The organism is Bacillus sp. FSL K6-2819 (genome assembly GCF_038008305.1).
In the GTDB taxonomy this organism is placed as follows: domain Bacteria; phylum Bacillota; class Bacilli; order Bacillales; family Bacillaceae; genus Bacillus; species Bacillus amyloliquefaciens.
Window position 1 is genome coordinate 216,443 of the sequence record NZ_JBBOYV010000001.1, and the last position, 15,683, is coordinate 232,125.

The following is a 15,683-nucleotide window of genomic DNA, read 5'->3' on the forward strand; positions in this document are numbered from 1 at the left end:
AAGTGAATGTCATGATCGCAGACGATCAGTCTATTGTAAGAGAGGGGCTGAAAATGATCCTGAGCCTCCACGAAGGAATTGAAGTATCAGGAGAAGCTTCCTGCGGCGAAGAAGTTCTCAATCTGCTTCCGCAAACCGAAACTGATGTGATTTTGATGGATATCAGAATGCCCGGCATGGACGGAATCGAAGCGACAAAAGCGGTAAAAGACAGATATCCGTCTGTGAAAGTCATCATTCTGACAACGTTTGAAGATGGACACTATATTTTTGCCGGGCTGAAAAGCGGTGCTGACGGTTACATCTTGAAGGATGCTGATTCAGATGAAATTGTCGCCTCTCTTAAAGCCGTTTGTGAAGGGAATATGATGCTGAACCCCAAAGTCACGGTTCAAGTCGTAAAAGCGCTCAATCATATGGACATCCCTGCCGTGCAGGAGGAACCGAAATCAAATCTGACGGAGATTCTCACGCCGAGAGAGCTTGATGTGGCAAAGCACATTATGGAAGGCAAAAGCAATAAACGCATTGCCGCAGACTTGTTTCTGACTGAGGGCACCGTGAAGAACTATGTATCCAGAATCCTCGACAAACTTGAAGTCACAAACAGAACCGAGCTTACATTATATTTGCAAAAAATGATATAACCCCCGCTTCACCCTCCTCTCTTTTTCTCTTCAAACATATGACGAAAGTAATATCCATATCGAGTACGAAAGTGAATAGAAAACAAGAATTTCAAAGAGTAGAATAAGTGCAGACATGATACAAGGAGTGCTGCACGAATGCTCGAATTAACCGATTTGACAAAGAAGTACGGCGATTTCACCGCCGTCAATCATATATCGCTGCGCGTCGAAAAAGGGGAAATATTCGGCCTGCTGGGGCCGAACGGCGCCGGAAAATCAACAACGGTGTCAATGATCAGCACCGTGCTCTCACCGACGGGCGGAACAATCTGCATTGACGGAACACCATTACAGGAACAGCCTGCGGCCATAAAAAAAGTGATGGGTGTCGTCCCGCAGGAAATAGCCTTATATCAAGCGTTAAGCGCAAAGGATAATTTGGCTTTTTTCGGGAGTCTGTACGGACTTTCCGGTAAGGAGCTCTATAAACGGGTTGATGAAGTGCTGGACATCATCGAATTAAAGGAACAGCGCAGCCAAAGAGTGTCTGAATTTTCAGGCGGTATGAAAAGACGGGTGAATATCGGCGCTGCTCTAATGAATGAACCGAAACTATTCATTTTAGATGAACCGACCGTCGGAATTGATCCGCAATCCAGACACCATATTCTTGAAACCGTTAAGACGTTAAATCAAGAAAAAGGGATGACCGTCATCTACACGAGCCATTACATGGAAGAAGTCGAATATCTCTGTGAAAGAGCGGCGATCATGGATCACGGCTCAATCATTGCTTGCGGGACGAAAGACGAATTGAAACAGTCAGCAAAAGCCTCTGATACCCTGATTGTGAATACAGAGGATCTGAATGATGAGGCCGTTCAAAAAATCCGCCGCATTCCCGGTGTGTCTGAGGCTGCCGTCAGCCATCAGAATATTTCTATGCTCGTTTCTGCGGCAGATCGGAATATCCTTGATATTGCGGATGATATCAGAAAAACCGGTATCACCATCAAGGGCATTCATTTTGAGGAAGCGAATCTGGAAAGCATCTTCCTCCGGCTTACCGGCAAAACGCTGCGGGATTCATAGGGGGGCGTCATGAAAACATTATTCAGGCTGATTTTATTAGATTTTCGGTTATTGACCAGGGAAAAGTCTTTCTATATAAAACTGATTCTGTTTCCGGCGCTGATGATTTTTATTTTAGGAACAGTTTTTCACGGCGATTCGAAAGTGAAGTCATTCAAGACCGCGTTTTATAATGCGGATCACGCGGAGAGTTCTTTAGGAGACGCATTAAAGAATGACGTTCTGAAACAAAATGATCTTATCCGTGTAATAGACATAAGCAGTTATCAAGAAGGGAAACAGCTTGTCGAAAGCGGCAAAGTCTCCGTTTTTGTATACGTGCCGAAAGGGTTTGCAAAAGCGGCAGAAAACAATAAAAAAACAAGTATCAAAGTCATCTCAGACCAACAAGACTCTGTAAACGGAGACATTGTTGAAATGATGGCCGATTCGTTTGTTACCAGACTAAAAGCGGAAAACAGTGAGGAAAAAGCGGTGCTGAAGCAGTCGGGACATCTGTCAAAGAAGGATGTCAGCAGCATAATCAGCGGCCTTTCCAGTGAACATGAACAGGCTGTCACCATACCGAAACGGACGGCCGGCAATCAAGCGGCTCCGATTGATGCGATGCAGTATTATTCAATCGCGATGGTCGTCATGTTCTCCATCATGACCGCGTTTGCGCTCATTCACGGCATAGTGGAAGAAAGACAGCAGCACACGTTATTCAGAATCAAATCAATGCCTGTTTTACATATACAGTACGTGGCGGGCAAGCTTTTGGGAATCATGTTTGCCATCCTTGTGCAAATGGCTGCCGTCATCATCGTAAGCAGCATCTTGTATCAGGTAAAATGGGGCAACTTATTTGAGATATTGCTGGTTACGATCGTTTATTCTTTTGCGATCGGCAGTATTGTGCTTCTGTGGGGGGTTACTGCAAAAAACCACGAGACCGTCTCAAGCATGGCGGCTCCCATTTTGTATGGATTCAGTTTTTTAGGCGGAAGCTTTATCACAAAGGAAAGCCTGCCTGACAGTTTGAAAATCGTGCAGGAGCTGATACCGAACGGGAAAGCCATAAACAGCTATGTAAGTGTCACCCAGCATGCAGGTCTGAGCGGTATTTCGGCGGATTTGGCAGAGCTTTTTGCCATCGGCGCTGTGTTTTTATGTTTGACCATATGGGTGTTTAAGCGGAAGGAGGCTGTTTCATGACGCAGCTGTTATTCATGATCAGACATCAGCTGAAACTGATGCTGCAAAATCGGGCCGCCATCTTTGCGACGATTTCCGTTCCGCTCCTCCTGACTTATTTCTTTTCCTTTTCTGCGGATGACAGTCAGCAGAGGGAAGTATATGTGGCTGATGCGGATCAGAGTGTCTTCTCGGGACAATTTATGAAAATGATTCAGACAGCCGGCCATGTAAAAGTCACGAAGGTAACGGAGGACGTTTTAAAGACAAAAGTCAATCATCAGGATATTTCCTTCGGATTGCTGATTGGCTCTCATTTTGAAGAGACATTATTTTCCAGAGACGAATTGAATGTTTCATTTATTCAGAATGAAGAAAAGGGTGATGCTGTTTTGACAGAGCAGCTGATTGCCCAGCAGGCGGGAACCCTGAAAAAAATAGTCCGCGATGCAAAGGTGATGTCCCGGACGCTGCACTCTGACGGGAAGCAGTCGGCGTCTGATCTGCTGAAGGATATTCAGGACCGTTCTGCCGTCACAGTTGACCGCCATCACGTTTATGCAGGCGGACAAGCGGCCGGCAGGCTCATCGGTTTTTTAGTGATGTTTATTTGGTTCGTTGCGGTCCAAAGCTTGCGGTCATTTATAGATGAACAAGAAAATCATACATATGCAAGATTGCTGAGTACGCCCGTTTCCTATACGGCATATGCCATCTCTAAGTTTGCGGCGGCGTATCTTTTCGGACTTCTGCATATTATAGTGATTCTCGCTGCGGGAAAATTCATGCTGCATATCCGTTTTGCCGATCACGTTCTTGCTGCGGGAGCGGTGCTTGCGGCCTGCTCATTTGCGCTCACTTCTGTAACGATGGCGGTAATACCGTTTATGAAAAGCCAAAAGCAATTCACATCGCTTGCTTCCGTATTTATAGCTGTCACGGGTTTATTGGGAGGGGCCTTCTTCACTTTAGATTCGGCTCCGGAGTACATGCGGACGCTGTCTTTGTTTACGCCTGAAAAATGGGCGATCGGCGCGTTTCAAAACAATGGGGGCAGCAGCACGCAGATTGCGCCGCTGAGCCTGTTTCTTGCTGCCGGCGCAGTGTTTCTGGCCTTGTCACTTTATTTGATAAGCCGGAATATGAAAAAACACGGTTAGGAGGATGACTGCTTTGTATATGGCAGAAGTAATCGGAATAATAGAAATGCTCGCGGGAGCCGCAATGAACGTATGGATCGGCAAACTGGGAAAAACCTTTTTCGGTAAAGATGACAGAAGTTCAAGGATCGTGTTAAGAATCTGCGGCATCTTTCTCATTATCAATGGTGCTTCCAGAGCGTTTCATATCTAGTTCACAAAGTTTTCCGGACTATTCACCTAAATGTAATCTTTTTCCTTGTAAATCATGTAAAATAGTAAGTGTTCTATGAAAATATGATAAAGGGAGGAAGAAACATGAAAAAGAGAATCGTTATGTTATTTGCCGCGGCTGCCGCTGTTTTAATGCTGGTAAGCGGATTGTGGGCCCCGTCAGCGTCTGCGGCGCCGGCTCCTGCTTTAACACAAATCCGTATTATCGGAGTGACCTCTGACGGACAGAATTATCAATGGGAAAATATCGGGCCGAACCAAATCAGCGCATCAAAACCGATGAAGGGCACTACGGGTTATTTAGCGGTATACTTCCAAGGGTATCCGAACAATAACACGATTCAGGCGTTTAACAACGGGACGAATATTACAAATCTTACGTCAAAAGCGCTGGAAGATGAATATACGAAAAACGGCAATATCATTACAGGCTACATTAAATATTACAGCGTTCCTCTTTCTTATGTCAGTTCAGGAACGTTCTCTTTCTCCGCAACGGGGCTGAATGGGCCGTATACACCGTTAAGCAGCGGATTTTTCTCTATTCAGGTACAGAATTAAAACAAACGCCCGGTGTGCAGATGCCGGGCTTTTATGTATAGTTTTTCTCTCTTTCCGGGAAGCTATTCTTAAAGAAGAGGGAGGGCTTACATGATGGACAAGACACTCGGGTATTTGCGCGAGTCGCTTTCAAACCATTTGGAGCATGACGTTTGCCGCGGGATTTATAAAAAGCTGCAGGTGAAGCATTATGCAAATGAAGGTGAGTTTGTGAAAGATCTTAATGATCTGGAAATGGATGCGTTAAATCAGGTGCTTGAGAAGGAAATCAAATATGCTGAGAACGAGCAGGATGAGAAGCGCACAATGGAATTGAATGAAGTATATGAGCTTCTGTTTTAAAAAGCCTCCCGGCTGACGGGGGCTTTTTTTTATTGTTTGGAAACAGTTTACAGTATCATCCAAATCTTTGTATAATGGATAGTTGTGACAAAAACAGACGGAGGAGAAAAATGAACGAAATAAAAAAACAGACGGTACTTGAATTGTCATCAGTTGAGAAAGCTTTGGTTTTTCTGGTGCCGCCATTAGTGGGGCTGGTCATCGGATGGTTTCTGCCGGTCATTGCGAAATGGGCCGTTTCATTGGATTGGCTGCCATTTCAGGGGCCGCTTGGAATCATCGCTTCTTTTCCCGGATGGAAGGCTGCGGCTGTGACCGCCGTTATCGGTTTATTCGGAGGGATCTGGCTGACGAGGGCTGCTTTTAAAGAAAGTCTTGTGGCAGTCGTAACGGATAGAGAGGTGTCCTTAACCATACATAATGAAGAAAGCGTGTTTTCAAAAGACAGCATTTCCGGTGTGTTTACGGATCAAAAGCAGCTTGTTTTATTGGGGGCTGAAGGGCAGGAGCTTTTTCGGGAAAAGCTTGAGCCGGCCGTTGAAAAAGCAGCTGATGCATTTCGCGGGCATGGGTATGTCTGGCTGGGGACGGAAGATCCTTTTAAAGATGAATACAAACGGTGGGTGCCGGACATGCCGGATTTGGAGCCGGGGGCCAATGCTCTTTTAAAAGCGAGACAAAAAGCGCTGAAACAGGATGAGAAGGCTGATGCGAAAGAACTGAAAGCTGAAATCTCCAAACTGGGCATTACCGTGCGGGATCAAGGGTCACGCCAATATTGGCGGATCTATAAAACGCCGTCTGCATAAAAAAAGCTGCCGCCGTTTTATACGGCCGGGCAGCTTGGAAACAGATTATTTCTTCTTGTCATCATAGTATTGAACCGGGTACATGGAGCCTTCGGATACCATTTTGTTATCTTCAATATCTTCGGGATGCGGGTTGCCTGCTTTATTGACGGGAAATGATTCAATATCGTGCTTCCCGGAAAGCGATGTTTTCATATTGCGGATAAAGCTCTTCACCTTTTGGCGGTTTGATTTATCTTTGAGCAGATAGGAAGTCACTCCGACAGTCGACACGGCAAGTCCTGAAATGAGCAGTTTTTGTTTCATAATAAAAACTCCTTTCTATTTCTGGCTTGCAGTATTTATTCCCGCTTGGCGGCTGTTTAAACATCGAAGGGGAATTTTGGCTTTCCGCTTTAATGCGATAAAGATTGACAAATCTATTTTCAGAATAATATTATAAATATATGATAGTGCTGAAGTCATATTTTATGTGAAAGGTGTTAACTTTATGAATCAATTACATCGCAGAATGGGAACGTTTGCACTCATGATGGTCGGGCTTGGGTCGATGATTGGCTCCGGCTGGTTATTCGGGGCATGGCGGGCTGCTCAGATTGCGGGACCTGCCGCCATTATTTCCTGGATTATTGGTATGATCGTTATTCTGTTTATCGCACTTTCTTACAGTGAATTGGGTTCAATGTTCCCGGAAGCCGGGGGAATGGTTAAATACACTCAATATTCTCATGGGTCATTTATTGGATTTATTGCAGGGTGGGCAAACTGGATTGCGATTGTTTCCGTTATTCCGGTGGAAGCGGTGGCATCTGTTCAATATATGAGTTCATGGCCGTGGGACTGGGCCAAATGGACAAGCAATCTTGTTCACAACGGCACACTTACGGGAGAGGGGCTCGGCTTTGCATCTGTATTGCTGATTATTTACTTTTTACTGAATTATTGGACAGTTAACTTATTTTCGAAGGCGAATTCATTGATTACCATCTTTAAAATCATTATTCCGGGGCTGACAATCGGGGCTTTGCTGTTTACCGGTTTTCACGGCGGAAACTTCACATCAGGGGCAAGCATTGCGCCGAACGGCTGGGCGAGCGTGCTGACGGCGGTGGCCACATCAGGTATCGTGTTTGCGTTTAACGGGTTTCAAAGCCCGATTAACATGGCCGGAGAAGCAAAAAATCCCAGCAAATCGATTCCGATTGCGGTTGTCGGTTCGTTATTGGTCGCAACCGTCATTTACGTCCTGCTGCAAATCGCGTTTATCGGTGCGGTTGAACCTTCAATGATCGTTCACGGCTGGAGTCACCTGAACTTTAACTCTCCATTTGCCGATTTGGCGATCGCGTTGAATATTAACTGGCTTGTCATTATCCTTTATGCGGATGCGTTCGTATCTCCGTCAGGAACAGGTATCACCTATACCGCTACGACGTCCCGCATGATTTACGGCATGGAAAAAAATAAGTATATGCCGAGCATTTTCGGAAAGCTTCATCCGCTGTACGGCGTGCCGCGCCAAGCGATGATTTTTAATCTGATCGTATCGTTTATCTTTCTGTTTTTATTCAGAGGATGGGGTGTGCTTGCTGAAATCATTTCCGTTGCGACACTGATTTCTTATATCACGGGTCCTGTGACCGTTATGACGCTGCGGCGGACGGCTGCGGATTTGTACCGGCCTCTCCGTCTGAAAGGCCTCAGCGTGGTTGCTCCGCTCGGCTTCGTATTCGCGTCTCTCGTGCTGTATTGGGCGCGCTGGCCGTTAACGGGGCAGGTGCTGTTTATCATTTTGATCGGCCTTCCGATTTACTTCTACTACCAAGCGAAAGCGAAGTGGAAAGGATTCCGCCGAAACTTTAAAGGCGGCGTTTGGATGGTTGTCTATCTGCTCAGCATGATGGTCATTTCATGGCTCGGAAGTGAAAAATTCGGCGGTCTGGACATCATTCCGTACGGATGGGATATGGGACTGATCGCAATCGTTGCCCTTGTTTTCTATACGTGGGCGCTTAAGAGCGGATACCAAACGGAGTATTTGAAAGACGCAAAGCAATCAACGATCAATTAAAAGGCGGACAGGCGGAAGCCGCTGCCGGAAAAGAATAATGATTATGCAAACCTTGCGGTAAACGTCCCGCAAGGTTTTTTATCGGGCAAAAAACATGGATGCGGCATCATCTCCGAACCCATGTGGCTCGATACAGGCGTGTCGATGAATGAGCAAGCCTAACGACAGAACAATCAAGACCAGTATTCTTTTTTCTCATGATTTCTCTGCCTTATCAATAACTGTTGTGAAAAATGACACTCTATCATTTGGCAGCTAATTCAATACTTAATACTTTCGATCTGAAAAGTATGAAGCCGGGAAAAAATCCCGTTAAATAGATCGACAAAATTTGAAAACCAAGCAAAATTCACTTATTTTGACGAGTCTGAAATTTTATTGTTAGAATTAAACAGGTATGGTAAAAATTAAAATATACTCCTATCAGAGATCTTGAAAAAATGATTAACAATGCCCATGTTTCTGAATATGACTTTTTTATGATTAAGAAAAACAAAGAAGTAGGGAGTGATTAGATACATTTTTTAAATGGCTAGACAGCAGAGTGTGTATACATAAGGGAAATTAAATTCACAAAGGAGAATAATAATGGATGAGCTAGATCTTGCTTTTGGTATTTTACCGCTTTCTATTATCGTCTTATCGATTATATTCACTTATATTTTCAAAAAGGTGTATATAATGCCGCTTGTCAGTATAGTTGTTTCAGTCATATTAATGTTCACTGTTTTTAATCTATCCTTCTGGGGATGGGTTGTTGTCTATGGTTTAATATCAATAGTATTATCATATATGACAAATAGTATAAGAAAGAAAATAGATAATAGAAATAAATAATTATATCCTTTAATGCAAACCTTGCGGTAAACGTCCCACAAGGTTTTTTATCGGGCAAAAAAACATGGGTTCGGCATCATCTCCGAACCCATGCGGCTTCATTATTTATATTCTTTTTTGACCTTTTGGAATATATCCGCATAGTTGGTAAACACACCGGTTACGCCCCAATTCAGCAGACGGCGCATGTCCGCTTCGCTGTTTACGGTGTAAGGGTGCAGCAGCAGTCCGTGGCTGCGTATGTTCCGGACGTTTTGAGCGTTCAGCGCTTTGTAATCCGGCCCGATTCCGACGGCATATGTTTTGATGTCCGTTAAATCTGCGTCAGTCATTGAAGTCAGCTGTTCCGCTTCAAGCAATTGGACGGCGGGAAGTTTCGGATCAAGCTTTTTGATTTTCAGAAGGCTGTCCTTACTGAAAGACTGAATGATGACTTGTCCGGGTTTCGCATGCTTTCCTGCCAACTTGTACTTTTTCAGTGAAGCGATCAGCTTTTCTTCCATACCCGGATACGTTTCAGGCGCCTTTGTTTCAATATAATAGTTTGCATGTCTGCCGAATCGTTTTAACACGTCATCAAGTGTGGGTACACGAAGTCCCGCGTATTGCGGTTTTGCTTTTTCCGGATAGGCCTTATTGAACCAAGAGCCGGCGTCGAGCTTTTGAATCTCGGCTAATGTATGATCTTTCACCCAGCCGTGTCCGTTTGTGGTGCGGTCCAGTTTTTCGTCATGCATGACGATCAGCTTGCCGTCTTTTGTCATTTGTAAATCCAATTCAATATAGTCAGCCTTCATTTTTTGCGCAGTTTCATAAGAAAGGATCGTGTGCTCCGGCACATATCCCGAAGCACCTCGATGGGCAATGGTCAATATTCTGTCAGGAGACAAGAGATTTCCTTTCCCCGCTGCTGATACAGGCGTGACGATGAATGACAATAAACCGAATGAAAGCAAAACCAAAGCAAACAACTTATGTTTCCGCATGTTTTCTTCCCCCTTAAAAAAATCAATATCTGTCTCTAGCGTAGAAGATAGTTGTAAATCCTGTACTGCAAAAATATTAATCTTTTATGTTGTTTTCTTACGCATGCTCCGCCCGTTTGCCTGTATTCCACGTCATTGCCAAGAAGACGATGGACAGCAAGCATGAGGTGACAAGCATGATAAAGCCTCCGTTCCAGTCAAAGCGGTCTACGACATAACCCATGATGGCGTTGGCGAAAGCGGAGCCTCCGATGTAGCCGAAAAACCCGGTTAAGCCGGCTGCCGTTCCCGCCGCTTTTTTAGGAGCAAGGTCAATAGCCTGAAGCCCGATAAGCATGACAGGTCCATAGATTAAGAACCCGATGCTGATAAGCGCGATATTATCGACGAGCGGATGACCGGCAGGGTTAAGCCAATAAACCAATACAGCGATAAATACACCGGCCATGAACAGTACGCCTGCAGGTGCGCGGCGGCTTTTGAAAAACCGGTCGCTGATCCAGCCGCACAAAATCGTTCCCGGAATTCCCGCGTATTCATAAAGGAAATAAGACCATCTGGAATCTTCAGGAGAGAATCCTTTCGCTTCCGTCAAATAGGTCGGCGCCCAGTCAACAACACCGTACCGCACGAAGTAAACAAACACATTGGCAAATGCGATATACCACAGAAATTTATTATTCAGCACGTATTTAAACAGAATTTCTTTGGTCGTCATCTCTTTTTCCTGGTCTTTAAACGCATGTTTCGGATAGTCATTCCGGTATTCCTCAATCGGCGGAAGCCCGCATGATTGCGGAGTGTCCCGAACGAGAAGAACAATCACAAATGAAATGACAATGGCTATGATGGCCGGAAAGAAAAACACGCTTTTCCAAGTAACAAACATAGCGATGCCGAGTGTCACGAGCGGGGCGAGAATACCTCCGCCTATGTTATGGGCGACATTCCAAATCGACATTTTCGTACCGCGTTCACTGATGGAAAACCAATGAGCCATCGTCCGTCCGCAAGGCGGCCAGCCCATTCCTTGAAACCACCCGTTAATAAACATAAAAATGAACATAATCGTCACACTTGAAGTGACCCATGGCATGGAAACAAATAAAATGTTTACGACACCTGACAAAAACAGACCTGTCGCAAGGAAATATCTCGGGTTGCAGCGGTCAGACACCATCCCCATAATAAATTTGCTGAAGCCGTAAGCGATTGATACGGCCGCAAGCACCAAGCCAAGTTCTCCTTTTGAAAATCCTTGTTCCTGATGATAAGGAATGGCGAAGGCAAAGTTTTTGCGAAGCAAATAATACCCGGCATATCCGATGAAAATCCCTAAAAATACTTGCAGCCTGAGCCGTTTATAGGCCGCATCCGTCTTTGAATCATCCAATCTCTCAATATGCGGAGCCGGCTTGAACAATTGAAACATCATATCCTCCCCTTTGCTGAACGTCTATCATGATGTATGTATGACTCCTTTCCTTGAAAATGACAAAAAGAACCAGAAATCACCCTCGTAAAAGGGCGGGTTTTTCTGGCTCTCCTCATCTCCATCCAAAAATTATTAACTTGTATATGATAGCGCTTTCTTAAATTATCACAGTCCGGCGTGATTGTAAACGCTTTATGAAAAGTTTTCATTTTTTTGAATAAATAACCGAAGGGAATATCAGCCGGAACGCGAAAGGATTTGAAGTACTCGTTTTTGTACTCAGGCATAAGATGTGTTAGGCCGATTTAAGAAAAGCGAAGGGAGTGCATCTGTTGATTGATGAATTGGATTTTGCGTTCGGTGTTCTGCCGCTTTGTATCATCATCTTGTCAGTCGCCGGAACGTATCTGTTTAAAAACGCGTTCATTATGCCGGCTGCCGCTTTGGCCGTTTGCCTTATATGCACCTTTACCGTATTGAATTACTCGTTTATCGGGTGGGCCGTTGTGTACACGCTTGTCTCATTCGCGTTATCCCATATTACGATGGTGGTGATCAAACAAAATAAAAAATAGGATCGGCGGCAGCCGATCCAGCTATCATAAGCAGAGATGAGGCTCTGCTTTGTTTTATTTATGAATGTGCAGGAATTCCTTAATGACAGCGGCCTGTTCTTCTTTCGGATACGTGCTGTACAGATGGCTGGTTAAGCGGACGGGGTCTCCGAAGAAGTATCGTTCATATTGTGTCTGTCTCGTGCCGAAGGGGCTCATGGTCAAATCCCATGCCAAACGGAATACTTTCACCCGATCCTCAGCGTTCAATTCGGCCGCCTGTAAATATTGGTCAAGGTCTCCCCTGATATCTGAATGGAACGCTTTTTCAGTCGGCAAAGTCACCATTCCGCTTGCCCCGATCAGCTGAATGATCTCCGTGAACCGCGGGTAGATATCAGGAAAAATCGCGCTGACAATACGAAGCGGAATGACACTCGGTCGCATATATCCCCATTCATCCGTTTCCGCATCATTCTCCGACTTTTCCAAAAGTGCTTTCATCGTTTCCAGACCGGTGATGATCTCAGCCATCTTTGCATGAATATGCTGATACTCGCTGACATCTATCGTATCGACAATCGTCTGGGCAAGGCCCAGGAGAAACTCCGTCTTTACGATTTGTCTCGTGATGACTTGATGAAATGCGAAGGCGTTAAAAGAGCTTTTCATATTAAAATCAAAAGCCGCATCGTAATTATCATAATAAAATACGCGTTCCCAAGGGACTAAAACGTTATCAAATACAACGATAGAATCCATTTCTTCATATCGGGAGCTGAGCGGATAATCAAATGATGATTTTCCCAGTACGAAAGATTCCCTGCAGATGAATTTTACTCCCTTTGTATTGGATGGGATTGAAAAAGCGAACGCTTCATCCGATTCAAAATACATCTTAGGCAGAGAAACGACGAGCACTTCATCTGTCAGGCCGCCTTGTGTGGCCAAAAGCCGGGCGCCGTGAATGACGAGGCCTTTTTCATTTTTTTCGATGACTTTTGCCGAGATAGGGGCAGGTGACACGTTTACACCCATTTGCGAACGATTTACCTGGGGGGTGATAAACGTGTGCGTAAAAGAAAGATCCTGTGCAACAGCGCGTTCGTACAGCGCCTGAACATGTTCAGGAAAACAATGATCCCGGTCTTTCAAAATCGCGGCAGAAGAGGCGAAACTCATCAGCACGGTATTCATGTAATCCGGGCTCCGTCCCATCATTCCATGCGTGTGCCTGGCCCAGTGCTCGAACATTTTTCTTCTTCTTTTTAAGTCTTCTTTTGTTTTCGGCTGCAGGTATGAAAGCCCGGCCCGTTCTTTTTTACCGGGAAGACTGTAAGTCATCTGGTCTTTTAAGCCCGGTTTCGTCTGCAAATCATAAAGAGAGCGCTTCGTTTCCAGAAGGCCCTTAAATGCAGGATGTTCAGAAATGTGTCCCTCGATCTTTTCACCGTCAAGCCAAATTTCATTCTCAAGCCGGTTTAATCGGTCAATAAACATTTTGCCATTAATGATACCCATCATGTCGCCCTTCTTTCTTTACAGATCCACTACCTCATTATATTGAAAACGAAATGGGGTGTTCCGGTTATTTCCAAAGGGGAAGAGCCTTTTTCGGCTAGGGAGGCTGAAATGATTGCATAATAAAAACCCCTTACGCAGAGGGGGTTTTTAACTGATCATGTCTTTGTATCTTTGTTCGAGGACGAAGTCTATCATTCCGGTGATACGGGTGTTTTCAGCGTTTTTTGTAAAGTGAGGAATTGAGTGCAAAGGTCCTTTTTTGTACAGTTTCAGCAGTTTTGTAAGATACATTAAGCCTCTGGCGAATAAAAAAAGCAGGAGATACGGAAAGAGGCGGGGAACATGAACATAGCTGACTTGACCTGAGAAAAGTGCTGTCAGAAACATGGCAATAATGCTTCCGATAAAAATCCATTTCATAAAATCAAATAATGAGAAGTCAGGTTTGGAAAACTGTTTTTTTCAGCTTGAATAACTTCTCGGTATCCTGTTCTTCAAGACAATTCATCATGTTTACAAGACCTAGTCTGCTTCATGCTTATCATCACTTTTTTCCCGCTTCTTTTGATTCATTTAAAGATGTTCCGATATAAAAAAGGCGTGCCGCGGTGTAAAATGGCTATATTGATAAATATGGAGGTTGAGATGGATCAAGATTATATGACTGAGCTTGTCTCGGTCCAGCTGAAGAAAATCCGGTCGGAGAGAGGCTATACACAAGAAAAAATGGCGGATGTGATCGGCCTTTCTAAAAAGGCGCTGGTGCAGATTGAGAAAGGGCGGGCGCTCGCGGAATGGCCGCATGTTGTAGCGGTTTGCGCGCTTTTCAGATCAAGTGAAACACTGCAATCCGTATTAGGAGATGATCCGCTGGAGGTCATTGAAGCGGTTGCTCACCGAACCATTGACAGGCCGAAGGGGAAGACGATGGGCGGCAGGGTGTGGTGGAAAGCCATCGAGAAAAAAGGCGAGTTCCGCTTGCAGCAGCATTTGATTTCCCACCATTACCGCATCCTCGATTCTTATGATGATTTGTGGTTCAGCAGTTTTGAAAAGGCGGATGCTTTAGAGCGGCTTGATGAGCTGTTTTTGGAGGCGGAGGAAGCGAAGCGCTGACGCACCTCCGGTTGATGTATTTTCTGACAAGTGGGAAAATACATATAAATCCCAACCAAAGGAGAGATTCGAATGAAGCCTGAAGATATCGTGCGAAGCGGCCCGAATCAGTACATATGCAAGGAAGGGATCGCAAAAGAACTTCCCGGGCTGTCGGAGGTATTCAGAAAACCCGTTATTGTGACCGGAATCAAGTCCTATCAGGCGTTTGCCGATTACAGCGGGGGTTCTTCCTGGGATGTGATTCAGCATAAAGGATACTGTTCACCTGAGGCGGTGCGTAAGGTCTGTGAGCAGGCGAAAGGTGCGGATGTGATCATCGGTATCGGAGGCGGCACGATTTTGGATTTGGCAAAAGCGGCGGCAGACCGGCTTGATATTGAGGCTGTGATGGTTCCTTCCATTGCGGGTACGTGTGCGGCAAGTACACCGTTAAGTGTCATGTATGATGAGAGCGGCAATTTTATCAGAGTGGATTATCATAAGCGTTCCAGCTATTTGACGCTTGTTGATCCGCTGTTTTTGCTTTCCTCTCCCATTGAATATATGAAAAGCGGGATCGGTGATACGCTGGCGAAATGGTATGAGGCTGAGGCGGTCATCAGAAATACGGAGGCGCCGCCGCTGATGGCTCAGGCGGGGCTGAGACAGGCGGAATATATTCGCGATCTGTTATTGCGTTACAGTGAAGCAGCCGTCGAAAGCATGGAGAAAGGCAGGCTGTCATTGCCGTTCATCCATACGGCGGAAACGATCATTATGCTTGCGGGAACGGTCGGCGGGTATGGAGGCCGTTTGTGCAGGATGGCAGGGGCGCATGCGGTGCACAACGGGCTCAGTTTTCTTCAGGAGACACATCAGGTGCTGCACGGCCAGAAGGTTGCTTACGGCATATTGGTGCAGCTCGCGCTTGAGAATCGGAGTCATGAGATTGAAGAGCTGCTTCCGTTTTACCGCCGGCTCGGATTTCCCGTCAGTCTCTTTGATCTCGGCATCCGTGACAGCCGTGAGGAAGCCAAGCGACGCATCGCTTCTCACGCCTGCCGGGCGGAAGAATCATTATGCTTAATGGGGCAATATGGCGAGAAGGACGTGTCAGCGGCGATTGAATCGCTCGAATCAGCGCAAAAGACAGGATAGAGCTTATGATCTATCTTGTCTTTATTTTTTGAATATTT

16 protein-coding genes and 1 pseudogene are annotated in these 15,683 nt (G+C 45.3%); 13 read left to right on the forward strand and 4 right to left on the reverse strand.

Going from position 1 to position 15,683, the window contains the following annotated elements; genetic code table 11:
• The first annotated feature begins 2 nt into the window (after positions 1–2).
• The 8 genes from MHH91_RS01215 to MHH91_RS01250 all read left to right on the forward strand — a co-directional run bounded on the left by MHH91_RS01215 (position 3) and on the right by MHH91_RS01250 (position 5,982).
• Positions 3–647: a response regulator transcription factor gene (locus tag MHH91_RS01215; RefSeq protein WP_013350867.1), complete on the forward strand. Its 645-nt coding sequence runs from the start codon at positions 3–5 to the stop codon at positions 645–647.
• Positions 648–785: 138 nt separating this feature from the next.
• Positions 786–1,721 carry an ABC transporter ATP-binding protein gene (locus MHH91_RS01220; protein ID WP_013350868.1) on the forward strand — a complete coding sequence of 312 codons (936 nt, stop codon included), beginning with the start codon at positions 786–788 and terminating at the stop codon, positions 1,719–1,721.
• Between the two features lie 9 nt (positions 1,722–1,730).
• On the forward strand, positions 1,731–2,918 hold the full coding sequence (locus MHH91_RS01225) for an ABC transporter permease (protein WP_013350869.1): 1,188 nt from the start codon (positions 1,731–1,733) through the stop codon (positions 2,916–2,918).
• Positions 2,915–4,057 carry an ABC transporter permease gene (locus MHH91_RS01230; RefSeq protein WP_013350870.1) on the forward strand — a complete coding sequence of 381 codons (1,143 nt, stop codon included), beginning with the start codon at positions 2,915–2,917 and terminating at the stop codon, positions 4,055–4,057. The genes MHH91_RS01225 and MHH91_RS01230 overlap by 4 nt, the downstream gene beginning before the upstream one ends.
• A 13-nt stretch (positions 4,058–4,070) precedes the next feature.
• Complete coding sequence (locus MHH91_RS01235; protein WP_013350871.1) at positions 4,071–4,250, forward strand: hypothetical protein; 180 nt, start codon at positions 4,071–4,073, stop codon at positions 4,248–4,250.
• Between the two features lie 104 nt (positions 4,251–4,354).
• A complete protein-coding gene (locus tag MHH91_RS01240; protein WP_014469659.1) occupies positions 4,355–4,831 on the forward strand; it encodes a DUF4879 domain-containing protein in 477 nt (158 codons plus the stop codon).
• A gap of 93 nt (positions 4,832–4,924) precedes the next feature.
• Positions 4,925–5,173 (forward strand): sigma-G-dependent sporulation-specific acid-soluble spore protein CsgA, encoded by a 249-nt coding sequence (locus MHH91_RS01245; RefSeq protein ID WP_041481694.1) that lies wholly within the window; start codon positions 4,925–4,927, stop codon positions 5,171–5,173.
• Between the two features lie 110 nt (positions 5,174–5,283).
• Positions 5,284–5,982, forward strand: coding sequence for a YqeB family protein (locus MHH91_RS01250; RefSeq protein ID WP_014471381.1), 699 nt, complete (start codon positions 5,284–5,286; stop codon positions 5,980–5,982).
• Positions 5,983–6,027: 45 nt separating this feature from the next.
• Here MHH91_RS01250 and MHH91_RS01255 read toward each other — a convergent pair whose 3' ends face one another.
• Positions 6,028–6,288, reverse strand: a complete 261-nt coding sequence (locus tag MHH91_RS01255) for a hypothetical protein (protein WP_013350875.1) — start codon at positions 6,286–6,288, stop codon at positions 6,028–6,030.
• 184 nt (positions 6,289–6,472) lie between these two features.
• On the opposite strand from MHH91_RS01255, the pseudogene MHH91_RS01260 reads away from it, so the two are divergent.
• A pseudogene (locus MHH91_RS01260) lies at positions 6,473–8,091 on the forward strand (APC family permease).
• A gap of 550 nt (positions 8,092–8,641) precedes the next feature.
• A complete protein-coding gene (locus tag MHH91_RS01265; protein ID WP_041481587.1) occupies positions 8,642–8,890 on the forward strand; it encodes a DUF2651 family protein in 249 nt (82 codons plus the stop codon).
• 101 nt (positions 8,891–8,991) lie between these two features.
• Here MHH91_RS01265 and MHH91_RS01270 read toward each other — a convergent pair whose 3' ends face one another.
• Positions 8,992–9,876 (reverse strand): glycerophosphodiester phosphodiesterase, encoded by an 885-nt coding sequence (locus tag MHH91_RS01270; RefSeq protein ID WP_013350877.1) that lies wholly within the window; start codon positions 9,874–9,876, stop codon positions 8,992–8,994.
• Positions 9,877–9,973: 97 nt separating this feature from the next.
• Positions 9,974–11,308 (reverse strand): glycerol-3-phosphate transporter, encoded by a 1,335-nt coding sequence (gene glpT / locus MHH91_RS01275; protein ID WP_013350878.1) that lies wholly within the window; start codon positions 11,306–11,308, stop codon positions 9,974–9,976.
• Positions 11,309–11,643: 335 nt separating this feature from the next.
• On the opposite strand from glpT, the gene MHH91_RS01280 reads away from it, so the two are divergent.
• On the forward strand, positions 11,644–11,886 hold the full coding sequence (locus MHH91_RS01280; RefSeq protein WP_013350879.1) for a DUF2651 family protein: 243 nt from the start codon (positions 11,644–11,646) through the stop codon (positions 11,884–11,886).
• A 54-nt stretch (positions 11,887–11,940) separates the two neighbouring features.
• On the opposite strand, the gene hpaB is transcribed toward MHH91_RS01280, so the two are convergent.
• Positions 11,941–13,386, reverse strand: a complete 1,446-nt coding sequence (gene hpaB, locus MHH91_RS01285; protein ID WP_041481588.1) for a 4-hydroxyphenylacetate 3-monooxygenase, oxygenase component — start codon at positions 13,384–13,386, stop codon at positions 11,941–11,943.
• Positions 13,387–14,034: 648 nt separating this feature from the next.
• On the opposite strand from hpaB, the gene MHH91_RS01290 reads away from it, so the two are divergent.
• Positions 14,035–14,505 (forward strand): helix-turn-helix transcriptional regulator, encoded by a 471-nt coding sequence (locus tag MHH91_RS01290; RefSeq protein ID WP_014469668.1) that lies wholly within the window; start codon positions 14,035–14,037, stop codon positions 14,503–14,505.
• A 72-nt stretch (positions 14,506–14,577) separates the two neighbouring features.
• Complete coding sequence (locus MHH91_RS01295) at positions 14,578–15,645, forward strand: iron-containing alcohol dehydrogenase family protein (protein ID WP_013350883.1); 1,068 nt, start codon at positions 14,578–14,580, stop codon at positions 15,643–15,645.
• Positions 15,646–15,683: the final 38 nt, after the last annotated feature.

Excerpts from the sequence above, each read along its gene's own strand:
- MHH91_RS01220 (WP_013350868.1), top strand. The coding sequence starts at position 786 with ATGCTCGAATTAACCGATTTGACAAAGAAGTACGGCGATTTCACCGCC.
- MHH91_RS01225 (WP_013350869.1), top strand. The coding sequence starts at position 1,731 with ATGAAAACATTATTCAGGCTGATTTTATTAGATTTTCGGTTATTGACC.
- MHH91_RS01230 (WP_013350870.1), top strand. The coding sequence starts at position 2,915 with ATGACGCAGCTGTTATTCATGATCAGACATCAGCTGAAACTGATGCTG.
- MHH91_RS01240 (WP_014469659.1), top strand. The coding sequence starts at position 4,355 with ATGAAAAAGAGAATCGTTATGTTATTTGCCGCGGCTGCCGCTGTTTTA.
- MHH91_RS01245 (WP_041481694.1), top strand. The coding sequence starts at position 4,925 with ATGGACAAGACACTCGGGTATTTGCGCGAGTCGCTTTCAAACCATTTG.
- MHH91_RS01250 (WP_014471381.1), top strand. The coding sequence starts at position 5,284 with ATGAACGAAATAAAAAAACAGACGGTACTTGAATTGTCATCAGTTGAG.
- MHH91_RS01255 (WP_013350875.1), bottom strand. The coding sequence starts at position 6,288 with ATGAAACAAAAACTGCTCATTTCAGGACTTGCCGTGTCGACTGTCGGA.
- MHH91_RS01265 (WP_041481587.1), top strand. The coding sequence starts at position 8,642 with ATGGATGAGCTAGATCTTGCTTTTGGTATTTTACCGCTTTCTATTATC.
- MHH91_RS01270 (WP_013350877.1), bottom strand. The coding sequence starts at position 9,876 with ATGCGGAAACATAAGTTGTTTGCTTTGGTTTTGCTTTCATTCGGTTTA.
- glpT (WP_013350878.1), bottom strand. The coding sequence starts at position 11,308 with ATGTTTCAATTGTTCAAGCCGGCTCCGCATATTGAGAGATTGGATGAT.
- hpaB (WP_041481588.1), bottom strand. The coding sequence starts at position 13,386 with ATGGGTATCATTAATGGCAAAATGTTTATTGACCGATTAAACCGGCTT.
- MHH91_RS01290 (WP_014469668.1), top strand. The coding sequence starts at position 14,035 with ATGGATCAAGATTATATGACTGAGCTTGTCTCGGTCCAGCTGAAGAAA.
- MHH91_RS01295 (WP_013350883.1), top strand. The coding sequence starts at position 14,578 with ATGAAGCCTGAAGATATCGTGCGAAGCGGCCCGAATCAGTACATATGC.